Genomic DNA, 13133 nt, shown 5'->3' with positions numbered 1-13133 from the left:
CCGCCCCCGGGTCACGCCCGCCTCCGCATGGGGTCGAAGGCCCACCCCGCCGCAACGAACAGGCCCTCCGCGGCCAGCGCGAGCGCGGCCACGAGCACCGCCCCGGCGACCACTTGCGGCGTGTCCTGAAGGCTGAACCCCGCCGTGATGATCCGCCCGAGCCCGCCCTCCCCGGCCATCGCCGCCAGCGTCGCCGTCGCGATCACCTGCACCGTCGCGGACCGCAGCCCGGTCATCACCAGCGGGTACGCCAGCGGCAGTTCGACGCGGGCGAAGACCTGGCGGCCACTCATGCCCATGCCGCGCGCGGCCTCCACCACCGACCGGTCGACCTCGCGCATCCCCACGTACGCGTTGGTGAGCAGCGGCGGCACCGCGAACAGCACCAGCGCGATCAGCGTCGGCACATCGCCGTGCCGGCCGAGCGGGGTGAGCGTGAGCAGCACGAGGACGGCCAGCGTCGGTACCGCGCGCCCCACGTTCGAGATGTTGATCGCGAGCGCGCCGCCCTTGCCCTTGTGCCCGAGCCACAGGGCCAGCGGCAGGGCGATCAGGCAGGAGACGGCGAGCGCGACACCGCAGAAGTAGAGGTGCTCGGCGAGGCGGTGCCACACCCCCTTCTCCCCTTGCCAGTTGGCACCCGTGGCCAGCCAGTCGTAGGCCCCCGATATCGCGTTCATGCCACCTTCTCCGGCTCGACGCGCGCCACGTCGTCGCGGCCGCGGAGCCCCCGTATTCGGAACCCGCCCCGGGCGGACGCCCCCACCCTCGTCCACGGCGTCAGCCACCGCTGCACGCCGAGCAGCAGCAGGTCCGCCACGATCGCGAGCAGCACGCACAGCACGGACGCGGTGAGCACCTGCGCCTTGAAGTCGCTCTGCAGGCCCCCGATGATCAGCGTGCCGAGCCCGCCGTAGTCGACGATCGAGCCGACCGTCGTCAGCGCCACCGTGGAGACCGTCGCGATCCGCACCCCGGCCAGCATCGCCGGGAGCGCCAGCGGCAGTTCGACCTCCCACAGCAGCCGCAGCGGCCCGTACCCCATCCCGCGCGCGGCCTCCCGCGCCTCCTCCGGGACCGCCTGAAGCCCCGCCAATATGTTCCGCACGAGGATCGTCAGGGAGTACAGCACGAGCCCCGTGACCACCAGCGAGGCCGAGAGCCCGAACAGGGGCAGCAGCAGCGAGAACATCGCGAGCGAAGGGATCGAGTAGAGCACCGTGGTCACCCCGAGCACCGGCCCCGCGAAGACGCGTGCGCGCCGGGCGAGGAGCGCGAGCGGCAGGGAGATGAGCACGCCGATCACCACCGCCGCCGCCGTGATGCCGAGGTGCTGGACCGTCGCGTCGACCAACTCCTGGCTGCGGGTGCGCACATACTCCCCGCACACCCAGTCGTTGGCCACCAGGCAGTTCTGCTCGCTCACGCCGGCCACCTCCCCCGATTCCCCGAACGTATGTCAGCCGGCCGCACACCCGCATGCACGTTTCCCGACCGCCAATGACCCTAGCCCCGACCACTGACAACGGCCGAGCCCCGGCCGCCAGGCGCAACACCGCGTTCACATGACTGCCTCACCGGGGCATCCCCAACCCGGCCGCGTCCCGGCAGAATGGGGTCCCATGATCCGGTTCGAGCACGTCAGCAAGCGGTACGCGGACGGCACCACCGCCGTCGACGATCTGTCCTTCGAGGTGAACGAGGGCGAACTGGTCACGCTCGTCGGCCCGTCGGGCTGCGGCAAGACCACGACGATGAAGATGGTGAACCGGCTCATCGAACCCACCGCGGGCCGGATATTCCTCGACGGCGACGACATATCCGGGGTCGACCCGGTCCAACTGCGCCGCCGCATCGGCTATGTGATCCAGCAGGTCGGCCTGTTCCCGCACAAGTCGATCCTCGACAACACCGCGACCGTGCCGCACCTGCTGGGCGTCAAGCGCGCCAAGGCCCGTGAGCGGGCGGCGGAGTTGCTCGACCTGGTGGGCCTCGACCCGAAGGTGTTCGGCGAGCGCTACCCCGAGCAGCTCTCCGGCGGCCAGCGCCAACGGGTGGGTGTGGCAAGGGCGTTGGCGGCCGACCCGCCCGTGCTGCTGATGGACGAGCCGTTCGGAGCGGTCGACCCGGTGGTGCGCGAGCACCTGCAGAACGAGTTCCTGCGCCTCCAGCAGACACTCGGCAAGACCGTCCTGTTCGTCACGCACGACATAGAGGAGGCCGTCCGCCTCGGCGACCGTATCGCCGTCTACGGAGACGGTCGTATCGAGCAGTACGACACCCCCTCCGCGGTCCTCGGCACACCCGCCACCGACTACGTGGCCGACTTCGTGGGCGCCGACCGCGGCCTCAAGCGCCTCTCGGTGACGCCCATCGAGGAGGGCGACCTGGAGCAGCCGCCCGTCGTCCACCTCGACGACCCGCTGCCCAGGGAGCTCGACGCCCGCTGGGCCGTCGTCCTGGACAACGACAACAACCTGCACGGCTGGATCTCCGCCGAGCACGCGCGCGTGGCCGCGAACAAGGGCGACACCGTGCGGGACCACGCACGCCGCATGGAGGCCTGGCTGCCCGTGGGCGCCCCGCTCAAGCAGGCGTTCGCGACGATGCTCCAGCACGACGCGGGCTGGATCGCGGTCATCGACGAACACAGCGAGGGCCGCTTCCTCGGCGTGCTGACCCCGGCCCGGCTGCACGAGGCACTGCGCCGCTCCACGGCCGCGGACGCGCGGGACATCACGCGCGCGGAGGTCGAACTGGAGACGGTGGAACCACTCCTCCCCCAGTGAGCCCCACCGGCTGTCCCGGTAAGGCCCCACCGGCTGCCCCAGTAGAGCCCCACCGGAAAGCCCACCGGAGTTCGCCGTTCACGAGTGAACCCCGGTCGCTCCGCTTCCGTCCTACAGGTCGTACGTCACGGATGCGGCATTCGCACCGTGTTCACATGTCTCGCGGTGCGAGCGGCGGCAGGAGGCGCGGGGATGCGGCGGATCGCGGGCGCCTGCCTCCTGGCCGGCGGCACGGACATCGTGGCCGGCGTCCTGCCACGGTTCGCACGCGGCCGTGCGGGCGGCGTCACGGAGGCGCTGCCGGGCACGTACGGCCCGTACGCCGCGGCACTCGCGCTCGGCAGCGGAGTGCTGATCGTCCTGCTCACGCGCATGCTGCGGCGCCACAACCGGCGGGCCTGGTGGGCGGTCCTGGCGCTGCTGCCGCTCGGCGCCGCCGGGCAGTTCGTGTACCGGAGCTCGCCCGTGGGCGTCGTCGGCGTCGCCCTGGCCCTGGTTCCGCTGTGGCTCCTGATACGCGACCGTAAGCGGTTCGACGCGCCGCCCGACCCGCGCGGCCGCTGGCGCGCCCTGTCCAACTTCGTGCTCCTGGGCGCCGGTTCGCTGCTGATCGGCCTCGCCGTCGTCAGCGCGCACCCGGGGCGGCTCGTCGGGGCCCCGAGCCTCGTGGACCGTCTGGAGCACGTCCTGTGTGGTCTGCTCGGCATGGAGGGGCCGCTCGTCTACGCAGGCGGCACGGCGCACACCGTCGCCCTCTCGCTCGGCACCCTCGGCCTGGTCACCGCGCTGACCACGCTCTACCTCGCGTTCCGCCCCGAGGGCCCGGCCGCCCGCGACAAGGGGATCGTGTTCTCGCCCAGCGGCAAGGCGGCGGTCCGCTACCGGGTCGTGTCGGGCGTGATGCTGGCCAAGGGCGACCCCATGGGCGACGTGGAGGCGTGGCCGGGGGCCATGGAGCGCTTCATGGACGAGGCGCGGACCCACTCCTGGACGCCGGCCGTCATGGACTGCTCCGAGACGGGGTGCGCGGTCTGGACCCGCGAGACCGGCCTCACGGCGCGCACCCGACGCGAAACCGGCGGCACCTTCGCAGGCCGCCGAAGCCGCGAGATCCCGCCTGCTGTGAAGGGCCTAGGCTTGAGGCCATGAGCACGTCGCAGGTCCGCCGGGGCCACGTAGCCAACCTCCCCGTTTGGGACCGCTGCGCGGTCATGGGTGTCGTCAATGTGACGCCGGACTCGTTCTCCGACGGCGGCCGCTGGTTCGACACGACCGCCGCGATCAAGCACGGCCTCGACCTGGTCGCCGAGGGCGCCGACCTCGTGGACGTCGGCGGCGAGTCCACCCGTCCGGGCGCCAGCCGCGTCGACGAGGACGAGGAGCTCAGGCGCGTCATCCCCGTCGTACGAGGCCTCGCCTCCGAGGGCGTGACGATCTCGGTCGACACCATGCGGGCCTGCGTCGCCGAGCAGTCCCTCGCCGCGGGCGCCTCCCTGGTCAACGACGTGAGCGGCGGCCTCTCCGACCCGGAGATGGTCCCGGTCGTCGCCGCCACGGGAGCGCCCTTCGTCGTGATGCACTGGCGCGGTCTCCTGGAGGGCACCAATGTGCCCGGCACCTACGAGGACGTCGTCTCCGAAGTCGTGAACGAGCTCCACGCGCGCGTGGAGGCCGCCATCGAGGGCGGCATCGCCCCCGACCGCATCGTCATCGACCCGGGCCTCGGCTTCTCCAAGAACGCCGAGCACGACCTCTCCCTGCTCGCCCACCTCGACCGGCTGCACGCGCTCGGCCACCCGGTCCTCGTCGCGGCCTCCCGCAAGCGGTTCCTCGGCCACGTCCTGGCCGGCGAGCAGGGCGCCCCGCCGCCCGCCCGTGAGCGCGACGCCGCCACCGCCGCCGTCTCCGCGCTCGCCGCGCAGGCGGGCGCCTGGGCCGTCCGCGTCCACGAGGTGCGGGCCACCGCCGATGCCGTCCGCGTGGCACGCGCGGTCGAAGGAGCCCAGTGACCGAGGCCGACGTACAAGCCGTCGACACCGCCAATCGCACCTACTACGAAGCCGTCGAACGCGGCGCGTTCGAGGAACTCACCGCCCTGTGGCTCGCCCCCGAGGACGTCGAGTACGCCGAGGACGCCGACCCGGACGAGGCCGAGGACACCTCCGTCAGCTGCGTGCACCCCGGCTGGCCGGTGCTCACGGGCCGCGGCGAGGTGCTCCGCTCGTACGCGCTGATCATGGCGAACACGGAGTACATCCAGTTCTTCCTGACCGATGTGCAGATCAGCGTCGTCGCCGACACGGCCCTGGTGACCTGCACGGAGAACATCCTCAGCGGCGGCCCCGCCCCCAAGGAGGGCGACGAGCTCGGCCCGCTCGTCGGCCAGCGCGTCGTCGCCACCAATGTGTTCCGGCGCACCCGCGAGGGCTGGAAGATCTGGTCGCACCACGCCTCCCCTGTGCTCGCCGATTCGGATGACGAATCCGATGAGATGGACAAGGGCGAGGACGGCGGATCACCCGCCTGAGTGGGTAGGCGCCCCTGATGGGCGCCCTCACGGATCCGGAAACGCGGATGCGAGGTTGCGCTCCCGACCGCTTGGGTATGGGCGGCTACCAGCACAGAGCGCACCGTGGGGCGGGTGTGCCGGGTGGGATCATTCATAGCCCCCGCGGGCCGGTGGTGTCAGTGCTCGCAGGTAGATTCGATCGAGGCCGGGACATCGACCGCACATCGATGGGCCCGGCCTTCAACGACGACTGCAGGAGTGATTCGCGTGGATCGTGTCGCGCTGCGCGGCCTCAAGGCCCGTGGGCACCATGGCGTCTTCCCCAAGGAACGCGAGGAGGGCCAGACCTTCATCGTCGACCTGGTGCTCGGCCTGGACACGCGGGCGGCCGCGGCCGACGACGACCTGGCGAAGACCGTGCACTACGGCATCGTGGCGGAGGAGGTCGTGGCCGTTGTCGCGGGCGACCCCGTGGATCTCATCGAGACGCTCGCCGAGCGCATCGCCCAGACATGCCTGAAGCACGAAGGCGTCCAGGAGGTCGAGGTCTGCGTCCACAAGCCGGACGCACCGATCACCGTGCCCTTCGACGACGTGACCGTCACCATCACCCGGAGCCGAGTATGAACCAAACTCCGTTCGACCCGACCGTCCAGCCGGTGCCGACCTCCGTGGTGGAGCAGGTCGACGCCGCGGACACCACGCTCTCCAACCCCAAGCGCGCCGTGATCTCCCTCGGCGCGAACCTGGGCAACCGCCTGGAGACCCTCCAGGGCGCCGTCGACGCGCTGGAGGACACCCCCGGCGTCCGCGTCAAAGCCGTCTCGCCCGTCTACGAGACGGAGCCCTGGGGCGTCGACCCGGAGAGCCAGCCCTCGTACTTCAACGCCGTCGTCGTCCTGAAGACGACGCTGCCGCCGTCCTCGCTCCTGGAGCGCGCGCACGCGGTCGAGGAGGCCTTCCACCGGGTGCGGGACGAGCGCTGGGGCGCCCGCACCATCGACGTCGACATCGTCGCGTACGCCGATGTGGTCTCGGACGACCCGTACCTCACGCTCCCCCACCCGCGGGCCCACGAGCGGGCCTTCGTGCTCGTCCCCTGGCACGACGTGGAGCCGGAGGCACAGCTTCCGGGCCGGGGCCCGGTCTCCGAGCTGCTCGACGCCGTGACCCGCGAGGGCGTCGCGCCGCGCGCCGACCTGGAACTCCGCCTCCCCGAGTAATCGTTAGGGTCTAGCGAGCACAACAGACTGGCTGCACGGCGATGACGGACGAGGGGCGACCAACCGGGATGAAGCAACTGCGCATCAGGACGCTGGTCGGCCTCTTCGCCGTCGCCGGAGTGCTGTCCTGGGCGGGCGCCCGCCTGTGGGACTCGCTCGGCACGCTGCCGAAGGTCCCGCTGGCCGCGCCCATCGTGCTCGCCGTGATCGCCGTCGTACTGCTCGCGACGGCCCTGTCCATCCGCTCCCGGCTGCGCGCGCAGCGGGAGCGCCGCCCCGAGGCCAAGGGCGTCGACCCCATGATGGCGGCGCGCGCCCTGGTCTTCGGCCAGGCCAGCGCGCTGGTCGCGGCGCTCGTGGCCGGCATGTACGGCGGCACCGGCGTCTTCCTGCTGGAGTCCCTTGACGTCCCGGCCCGCCGCGACCAGGCGATCTACGCCGGGCTCTCGGTGCTCGCCGGGGTCGGCGTCGTCGCGGCGGCCATGTTCCTGGAGCGCATCTGCAAGCTCCCGGAGGACGAGGACCCCGAAGAGGCGGCACCGGCCGCCTAGGCTGGGCCCCGCCGCCCGCCGCCCGTCCCCGAACCGCGCATCAGCGCCCGATGATCAGGCTCATCGCCTCGCTGCGCGTCGCGGGGTCGCGCAGCTGACCGCGCACCGCGGACGTGATCGTCTTCGCGCCGGGCTTGCGCACCCCGCGCATCGACATGCACATGTGCTCGCACTCCACGACGACGATCACGCCGCGCGGCTCCAGGATCTCCATCAGGGAGTCCGCGATCTGCGTTGTCAGACGCTCTTGGACCTGCGGACGGCGGGCGTACACGTCGACCAGCCGGGCCAGCTTCGACAGACCCGTGATCTTGCCGTCGGCGGACGGGATGTAGCCGACGTGGGCGACACCGACGAAGGGCACCAGGTGGTGCTCGCAGCTGCTCTGCACCTCGATGTCCTTCACCAGGACCATCTCGTCGTGCCCCAGGTCGAACGTCGTCGTCAGGACGTCCTCGGGCTGCTGCCACAGGCCCGCGAATATCTCCCTGTACGCGCGGGCGACCCGCCCCGGGGTCTCCCGCAGGCCCTCCCGGTCCGGGTCCTCGCCGACCGCGATGAGCAGTTCACGCACGGCGTTCTCGGCCCGCTTCTCGTCGAACTCGCCGATCGAGCCCTCGCCGTCCAGCGTCACCGGGTCGGTCATCAGGTGCCTCTTTCTCTACTTACATCCCGCGCGGCAGCGCAAAGGCCGCGTCCCCCACACCGTAAAGCGTGGGGGACGCGGCCTGCATTCCGGGTCTGGCCTGCCCAATGAGGGCCGGGTCAGCTCTCGGGGCGCTCTTCCTTCACCGTGTCCACCGGGGTGGTGGTCTCGATGGCGGGCGCCGTCCCGTTCGCCCCGTTCGTCAGTGAGAGCTCCTTGGGGGAGAGCACCGGCGGGCGGGTCGAGGGGGTGCGGCGGTTGGAGCCGGTCCACGCGGGGCGGGCCGGGCGCTTCACGATCGGAGCGAAGATCTCGGCGATCTGCTCCTTGTTCAGCGTCTCCTTCTCGAGCAGCGCGAGGACCAGGTTGTCGAGAACGTCGCGGTTCTCGACGAGGATCTCCCAGGCCTCGTTGTGCGCGGTCTCGATGAGCTTCTTGACCTCTTCGTCGACGAGCGCGGCGACCTCTTCCGAGTAGTCGCGCTGGTGACCCATCTCGCGGCCCAGGAAGGGCTCCGAGTTGTCGCCGCCGAACTTGATCGCGCCGAGCCGCTCGGTCATGCCGTACTGCGTGACCATCGCGCGGGCCGTACCGGTGGCCTTCTCGATGTCGTTCGCAGCGCCGGTCGTCGGGTCGTGGAAGACGAGCTCCTCGGCCGCGCGCCCGCCCAGCATGTAGGCGAGCTGGTCGAGCATCTCGTTGCGCGTGGTCGAGTACTTGTCCTCGTCCGGGAGCACCATCGTGTACCCGAGCGCACGGCCGCGGGACAGGATCGTGATCTTGTGGACCGGGTCGGAGTTCGGCGAGGCCGCCGCGACCAGGGCGTGACCGCCCTCGTGGTACGCGGTGATCTTCTTTTCCTTGTCCGACATGATCCGGGTCCGCTTCTGCGGGCCCGCGACCACACGGTCGATCGCCTCGTCGAGCATCGTGTTGTCGATCAGCTTCCGGTCCGAGCGGGCCGTGAGAAGCGCGGCCTCGTTCAGCACGTTGGAGAGATCGGCACCGGTGAAGCCCGGCGTACGGCGGGCGACGGCCGACAGGTCGACGTCCGGAGCGACCGGCTTGCCCTTCTGGTGAACCTTGAGGATCTCCAGACGACCCTGCATGTCCGGGCGGTCGACCGCGATCTGACGGTCGAAACGGCCGGGACGCAGCAGCGCCGGGTCGAGGATGTCCGGCCGGTTCGTGGCGGCGATCAGGATGACGCCGCCCTTCACGTCGAAGCCGTCCATCTCGACGAGCAGCTGGTTGAGCGTCTGCTCGCGCTCGTCGTGTCCACCGCCGAGTCCGGCACCACGGTGCCGGCCGACCGCGTCGATCTCGTCGACGAAGACGATCGCCGGAGCGTTCGCCTTGGCCTGCTCGAAGAGGTCACGGACACGGGATGCACCGACACCGACGAACATCTCGACGAAGTCGGAACCGGAGATCGAGTAGAACGGGACGCCCGCTTCACCCGCGACAGCGCGCGCGAGCAGGGTCTTGCCCGTTCCGGGCGGGCCGTACAGGAGTACGCCCTTGGGAATCTTGGCGCCGACAGCCTGGAACTTGGCCGGCTCCTGGAGGAACTCCTTGATCTCGTGGAGCTCCTCGACGGCCTCGTCGCTGCCGGCGACGTCGGAGAACGTCGTCTTGGGGGTGTCCTTGGTGATGAGCTTGGCCTTGGACTTCCCGAACTGCATGACTCGGGAGCCGCCGCCCTGCATCTGGTTCATCAGGAACAGGAACACGACGACGATGAGAACGAAGGGCAGCAGCGAGAGCAGGATCCCCACGAAGGGGTTCTGCTTCGACGGCGAGACGGTGTACCCGTCCGGAATCTGCTTGTCCTCGAACTTGGCCTGGAGACTCTTGGCCACGTCGACGCCCTGGTCGCCGATGTAGCTGGCCTGGATCTTGTTCGAGCCGTCGACCTTCTGGCCGTCCTTCAGCTCGACCTTGATCGTGCTCTCATCGCCGGTGGTCAGCTTGGCCGACTCCACCTTGTTGTCGTTGATGGCCTGAATTACCTGGCCGGTGTCCACCGTCTTGTAGCCGCCGGACGAACCGACGACCTGCATCAACACGACCACGGCAAGGACGGCCAGCACGATCCACATGACCGGCCCACGGAAGTATCGCTTCACGTCCATCCATACGGAGCGGTGCCGCCCCGTCCCTCCTGCCATAGTGAGTTTGATAAGGCTGTTTGGAGCTCTTGGTGCTGTTGTAGCTGTTTGAAGAACTGTTCTTCGGACGGTACCCCAGCATTGTCACCCGAAGCCGCAGGGGACGGCCGGGAATCTGCCCTTCGCATGCTCCAACGGCGGGAGACCCGCGAGGGTTCCCGTCCCCGGCGATCAGGCTGACGACTCCTCAGCCGCCGTAGACGTGCGGCGCGAGGGTGCCGACGAACGGCAGGTTCCGGTACTTCTCCGCGTAGTCCAGGCCGTAACCGACCACGAACTCGTTCGGGATGTCGAAGCCGACCCACTTCACGTCGATGTCGACCTTGGCCGCCTCCGGCTTGCGCAGCAGCGTGCACACCTCGAGGGAGGCGGGCTCGCGCGAGCCGAGGTTGGTGAGCAGCCAGGACAGCGTCAGACCGGAGTCGATGATGTCCTCGACGATCAGGACGTGCTTGTCCTTGATGTCGGTGTCGAGGTCCTTGAGGATCCGCACGACGCCGGAGGACTGGGTGCCCGAGCCGTACGAGGACACCGCCATCCAGTCCATGGTGAGCGGGGTGGACAGGGCGCGAGCCAGGTCCGCCATGACCATCACGGCGCCCTTGAGCACCCCGACGATCAGCAGGTCCTTGCCCGCGTACTCCGCGTCGACCTTCGCGGCCAGCTCGGCCAGCTTCGCGTCGATCTCTTCCTTGGTGATGAGCACCGACTGAAGGTCGGTGCCCATGTCTTTCGCGTCCACCCGCATCACTTTCGGTCGTCCCACCGGCCGCCGCGACGTGAGAGTCGAGTCAGCCTTGCCGGATCACCAGTCTGCCACCCTGCCGCTGAGCGAGAACTTTGCCCGGCAGATTGATCTCTCCCTGGCCCCGCCACCCCGTGATCAGGCGGTCGACCTCCTCGATGTGCCGGGCGAACAGCGCACCGGCGGGGGCGCCCGCCTCGATGGCCGTGCGGCGCAGGATCCTGCGGCGGACGGCGGGCGGCAGGGCGTACAGCTTGGCGCATTCGAGGAGTCCGGCCGCGTCCCGTACGGACTCGGCGGCGTCGCGGGCCCAGGTGTCGAGCGCGTCGGCGTCGTCGCGCGACAGCTGGGCCGTACGGGCGAGGGCCTCGACGACGCCCTTGCCGAGCGCCTTCTCCAGGGCGGGCAGACCCTCGTGGCGGAGTCTGGACCTGGTGTACGCCGGGTCGGTGTTGTGCGGGTCGTCCCAGACCGGCAGGTGCTGGACGAGGCAGGCCTTGCGGGCGGTCTGCCGGTCGAGCGTGAGGAAGGGGCGTCGGTAGCGGCCGCCGGCCCCCGACATGGCGGCCATCCCGGACAGGGAGCGGATGCCGGAGCCGCGGGCGAGGCCGAGCAGGACCGTCTCGGCCTGGTCGTCGCGGGTGTGGCCGAGCAGGACTGCGGCGGCGCCGTGTTGTTCGGCGGCGGCGTCGAGGGCGGCGTAGCGGGCGTCGCGGGCGGCCGCCTCGGGGCCGCCGTCACGGCCCACGTCGACGGCGACGGACTCGACGGGCTTCAGCCCGAGGGCGGTCAGGCGCAGGACGACGTCCTCGGCGCGGGCGTCGGAGCCGGGCTGCAGGCCGTGGTCGACGGTGATGCCACCGGCGCGGATGCCGAGTTTGGGGGCCTCGAAGGCGAGGGCGGAGGCGAGGGCCATGGAGTCGGCTCCGCCGGAGCAGGCGACGAGCACCGTGGGCTCGGTGCCCGGCGGGGAGTCGTTGAGGATGTCGTGGAGGACGCGGCGGACCGCCAGGCGTATCGCCGCGACCGCAGGATGGGGACCCATGTCCGGTTCCCTTCATTCCGTTGTCTGGGGGGTGGGCGCTGCTGGACAACTCGAACCGGACCAGCGCCGGCTGACCCGGCTCATTCGCTCAACGGTGACCGGGTGAGTTCGGTCACGCAGAGTGTGTCGATGGTGACAGAGCCGAGCGGTTCCCCGAGCATTGCACGCCAGCCCACGGCCTACGGTCCCTCGGATGGGTGATCCTGAGCAATTATGGGCGTGCCTTACGGGGCTTCGTGAGCGCCGTCCGACTTGTTGTGCACCCGCGCGACCCAGTCCGCCGGTTTGGCGATCTCCGCCTTCGTCGGAAGCGTGTTGGGAGACGTCCACACGCGGTTGAAGCCGTCCATGCCGACCTCCTCGACGACGGCCCGTACGAACTTCTCGCCGTCGCGGTACTGGCGCAGCTTGGCGTCGAGACCGAGCAGCTTGCGCAGGGCCAGGTCGAGCCGGGAGGCCCCCTTCTGCCTGCGCTGTTGGAACTTCTCGCGGATCTCCTCGACGGAGGGCACGACGGCCGGTCCGACGCCGTCCATCACATAGTCCGCGTGCCCTTCGAGCAGCGACATGACGGCGGTGAGGCGGGCGAGGATCTCGCGCTGCGCCGGGGTCTGCACCAGCTCGACGAGCGAGCGTCCGCCGTCGTCCTCCTCGCCCTCGGGGCGCCCGCCGGCGAGCGACTGTGCGGCCTCCCGTACGCGCTCCAGGAACGTCGTCGGGTCGACCTCGGTCTCCTCCAGGAATGACTGGATCTCGCCCTCGAGGTGGTCGCGCAGCCAGGGCACGGCCGTGAACTGCGTGCGGTGCGTCTCCTCGTGGAGGCAGACCCAGAGCCTGAAGTCGTGCGGATCCACGTCGAGTTCGCGCTCCACGTGCACGATGTTCGGCGCGACGAGCAGGAGCCTTCCGCCGCCGTTCGGCGCGGCGGGCAGGTCGCGGGTGGCGGGGGCGAAGGTCTCGTACTGGCCGAGGACGCGGGAGGACAGGAACGAGAGCAGCATGCCGAGTTCGACGCCGGTGACCTTGCCGCCGACCGCGCCGAGCATCGCGGGGCCCGGGCCCGAACCGCGCCGCTCGTTCATCTTGTCGAGCAGGGGCCGCAGCACCTCGCGGAAGCCCGCGACGTTGGCCTTCACCCAGCCGGGCCTGTCGACCACGAGGACCGGGGTGTCGTGGTCGGCGTCGGTGGCCATGCGCGTGTACGCGCGCACGTGCTCCTCGGAGGCCTTGGCGTGCCGGCGCAGCTCCGCGACGACGGCCCGCGCCTCGTCACGACTGATCTCCGGTCCTGGTCGTACGAGTCGGGTCGCGGTCGCCACCGCGAGATTCCAGTCGACCATTCCCGAAGATGCAGCACCGCCGAGGCTCGTCATGCGTCAACGGTACGTGACCCCCCGCGTACGGGAAGAGGGGTCGGCCCCGGAGTGCCGCCCCACTTCGGCCCCTGGAAACCC

Annotated in this window: 13 protein-coding genes and 1 pseudogene; 7 read left to right on the top strand and 7 right to left on the bottom strand. The window is 70.5% G+C overall.

Features of this window, described 5'->3' with window-relative positions; translation table 11 throughout:
- Positions 1 to 11 precede the first annotated feature (11 nt).
- A complete protein-coding gene (locus ACOKM3_RS23360; protein WP_266711326.1) occupies positions 12 to 680 on the bottom strand; it encodes an ABC transporter permease in 669 nt (222 codons plus the stop codon).
- Entirely contained in the window at positions 677 to 1426 is a 750-nt protein-coding gene (locus ACOKM3_RS23355; RefSeq protein ID WP_426902987.1) for an ABC transporter permease, read from the bottom strand. The genes ACOKM3_RS23360 and ACOKM3_RS23355 overlap by 4 nt, the downstream gene beginning before the upstream one ends.
- Positions 1427 to 1622: 196 nt before the next feature.
- On the opposite strand from ACOKM3_RS23355, the gene ACOKM3_RS23350 reads away from it, so the two are divergent.
- From ACOKM3_RS23350 to ACOKM3_RS23320, 7 genes and pseudogenes are all read left to right on the top strand, one after another.
- Positions 1623 to 2789, top strand: a complete 1167-nt coding sequence (locus tag ACOKM3_RS23350; RefSeq protein ID WP_426902986.1) for an ABC transporter ATP-binding protein — start codon at positions 1623 to 1625, stop codon at positions 2787 to 2789.
- 192 nt (positions 2790 to 2981) lie between these two features.
- Positions 2982 to 3917, top strand: a pseudogene (locus ACOKM3_RS23345) (phosphatidylglycerol lysyltransferase domain-containing protein); the annotation flags it as partial.
- Between the two features lie 17 nt (positions 3918 to 3934).
- Complete coding sequence (gene folP, locus ACOKM3_RS23340) at positions 3935 to 4798, top strand: dihydropteroate synthase (protein ID WP_426902985.1); 864 nt, start codon at positions 3935 to 3937, stop codon at positions 4796 to 4798.
- Positions 4795 to 5316: a nuclear transport factor 2 family protein gene (locus ACOKM3_RS23335; RefSeq protein ID WP_426902984.1), complete on the top strand. Its 522-nt coding sequence runs from the start codon at positions 4795 to 4797 to the stop codon at positions 5314 to 5316. The genes folP and ACOKM3_RS23335 overlap by 4 nt, the downstream gene beginning before the upstream one ends.
- 249 nt (positions 5317 to 5565) lie before the next feature.
- Positions 5566 to 5925 (top strand): dihydroneopterin aldolase, encoded by a 360-nt coding sequence (folB, locus tag ACOKM3_RS23330; RefSeq protein ID WP_267070060.1) that lies wholly within the window; start codon positions 5566 to 5568, stop codon positions 5923 to 5925.
- Positions 5922 to 6521 (top strand): 2-amino-4-hydroxy-6-hydroxymethyldihydropteridine diphosphokinase, encoded by a 600-nt coding sequence (gene folK / locus ACOKM3_RS23325; protein WP_426902983.1) that lies wholly within the window; start codon positions 5922 to 5924, stop codon positions 6519 to 6521. Before folB ends, folK begins: the two co-directional genes overlap by 4 nt.
- Before the next feature lie 68 nt (positions 6522 to 6589).
- Entirely contained in the window at positions 6590 to 7072 is a 483-nt protein-coding gene (locus ACOKM3_RS23320) for a DUF3180 domain-containing protein (protein WP_426902982.1), read from the top strand.
- A gap of 40 nt (positions 7073 to 7112) precedes the next feature.
- Here ACOKM3_RS23320 and folE read toward each other — a convergent pair whose 3' ends face one another.
- From folE to ACOKM3_RS23295, 5 genes are all read right to left on the bottom strand, one after another.
- Entirely contained in the window at positions 7113 to 7718 is a 606-nt protein-coding gene (gene folE, locus ACOKM3_RS23315; RefSeq protein ID WP_426902981.1) for a GTP cyclohydrolase I FolE, read from the bottom strand.
- Between the two features lie 119 nt (positions 7719 to 7837).
- Complete coding sequence (gene ftsH / locus ACOKM3_RS23310) at positions 7838 to 9853, bottom strand: ATP-dependent zinc metalloprotease FtsH (RefSeq protein ID WP_426906877.1); 2016 nt, start codon at positions 9851 to 9853, stop codon at positions 7838 to 7840.
- Positions 9854 to 10076: 223 nt separating this feature from the next.
- Complete coding sequence (hpt, locus tag ACOKM3_RS23305; RefSeq protein ID WP_266718689.1) at positions 10077 to 10637, bottom strand: hypoxanthine phosphoribosyltransferase; 561 nt, start codon at positions 10635 to 10637, stop codon at positions 10077 to 10079.
- A 43-nt stretch (positions 10638 to 10680) separates the two neighbouring features.
- Complete coding sequence (gene tilS, locus ACOKM3_RS23300; protein ID WP_426902980.1) at positions 10681 to 11679, bottom strand: tRNA lysidine(34) synthetase TilS; 999 nt, start codon at positions 11677 to 11679, stop codon at positions 10681 to 10683.
- Between the two features lie 224 nt (positions 11680 to 11903).
- Positions 11904 to 13052, bottom strand: a complete 1149-nt coding sequence (locus ACOKM3_RS23295; protein ID WP_426902979.1) for a zinc-dependent metalloprotease — start codon at positions 13050 to 13052, stop codon at positions 11904 to 11906.
- Between the last annotated feature and the right edge of the window lie 81 nt (positions 13053 to 13133).

The organism is Streptomyces nidicola, from assembly GCF_050106155.1.
GTDB lineage: Bacteria > Actinomycetota > Actinomycetes > Streptomycetales > Streptomycetaceae > Streptomyces.
Note: the sequence above shows the minus strand (reverse complement) of the source record. Positions and strands in the feature narration are given on the sequence as shown.

What these genes read in the sequence shown, in the direction of transcription:
- folE (WP_426902981.1), bottom strand. Translation starts at nt 7,718, where the DNA reads ATGACCGACCCGGTGACGCTGGACGGCGAGGGCTCGATCGGCGAGTTC.
- ACOKM3_RS23360 (WP_266711326.1), bottom strand. Translation starts at nt 680, where the DNA reads ATGAACGCGATATCGGGGGCCTACGACTGGCTGGCCACGGGTGCCAAC.
- ACOKM3_RS23295 (WP_426902979.1), bottom strand. Translation starts at nt 13,052, where the DNA reads ATGACGAGCCTCGGCGGTGCTGCATCTTCGGGAATGGTCGACTGGAAT.
- hpt (WP_266718689.1), bottom strand. Translation starts at nt 10,637, where the DNA reads ATGCGGGTGGACGCGAAAGACATGGGCACCGACCTTCAGTCGGTGCTC.
- ACOKM3_RS23320 (WP_426902982.1), top strand. Translation starts at nt 6,590, where the DNA reads ATGAAGCAACTGCGCATCAGGACGCTGGTCGGCCTCTTCGCCGTCGCC.
- ACOKM3_RS23350 (WP_426902986.1), top strand. Translation starts at nt 1,623, where the DNA reads ATGATCCGGTTCGAGCACGTCAGCAAGCGGTACGCGGACGGCACCACC.
- folP (WP_426902985.1), top strand. Translation starts at nt 3,935, where the DNA reads ATGAGCACGTCGCAGGTCCGCCGGGGCCACGTAGCCAACCTCCCCGTT.
- tilS (WP_426902980.1), bottom strand. Translation starts at nt 11,679, where the DNA reads ATGGGTCCCCATCCTGCGGTCGCGGCGATACGCCTGGCGGTCCGCCGC.
- folK (WP_426902983.1), top strand. Translation starts at nt 5,922, where the DNA reads ATGAACCAAACTCCGTTCGACCCGACCGTCCAGCCGGTGCCGACCTCC.
- ftsH (WP_426906877.1), bottom strand. Translation starts at nt 9,853, where the DNA reads ATGGACGTGAAGCGATACTTCCGTGGGCCGGTCATGTGGATCGTGCTG.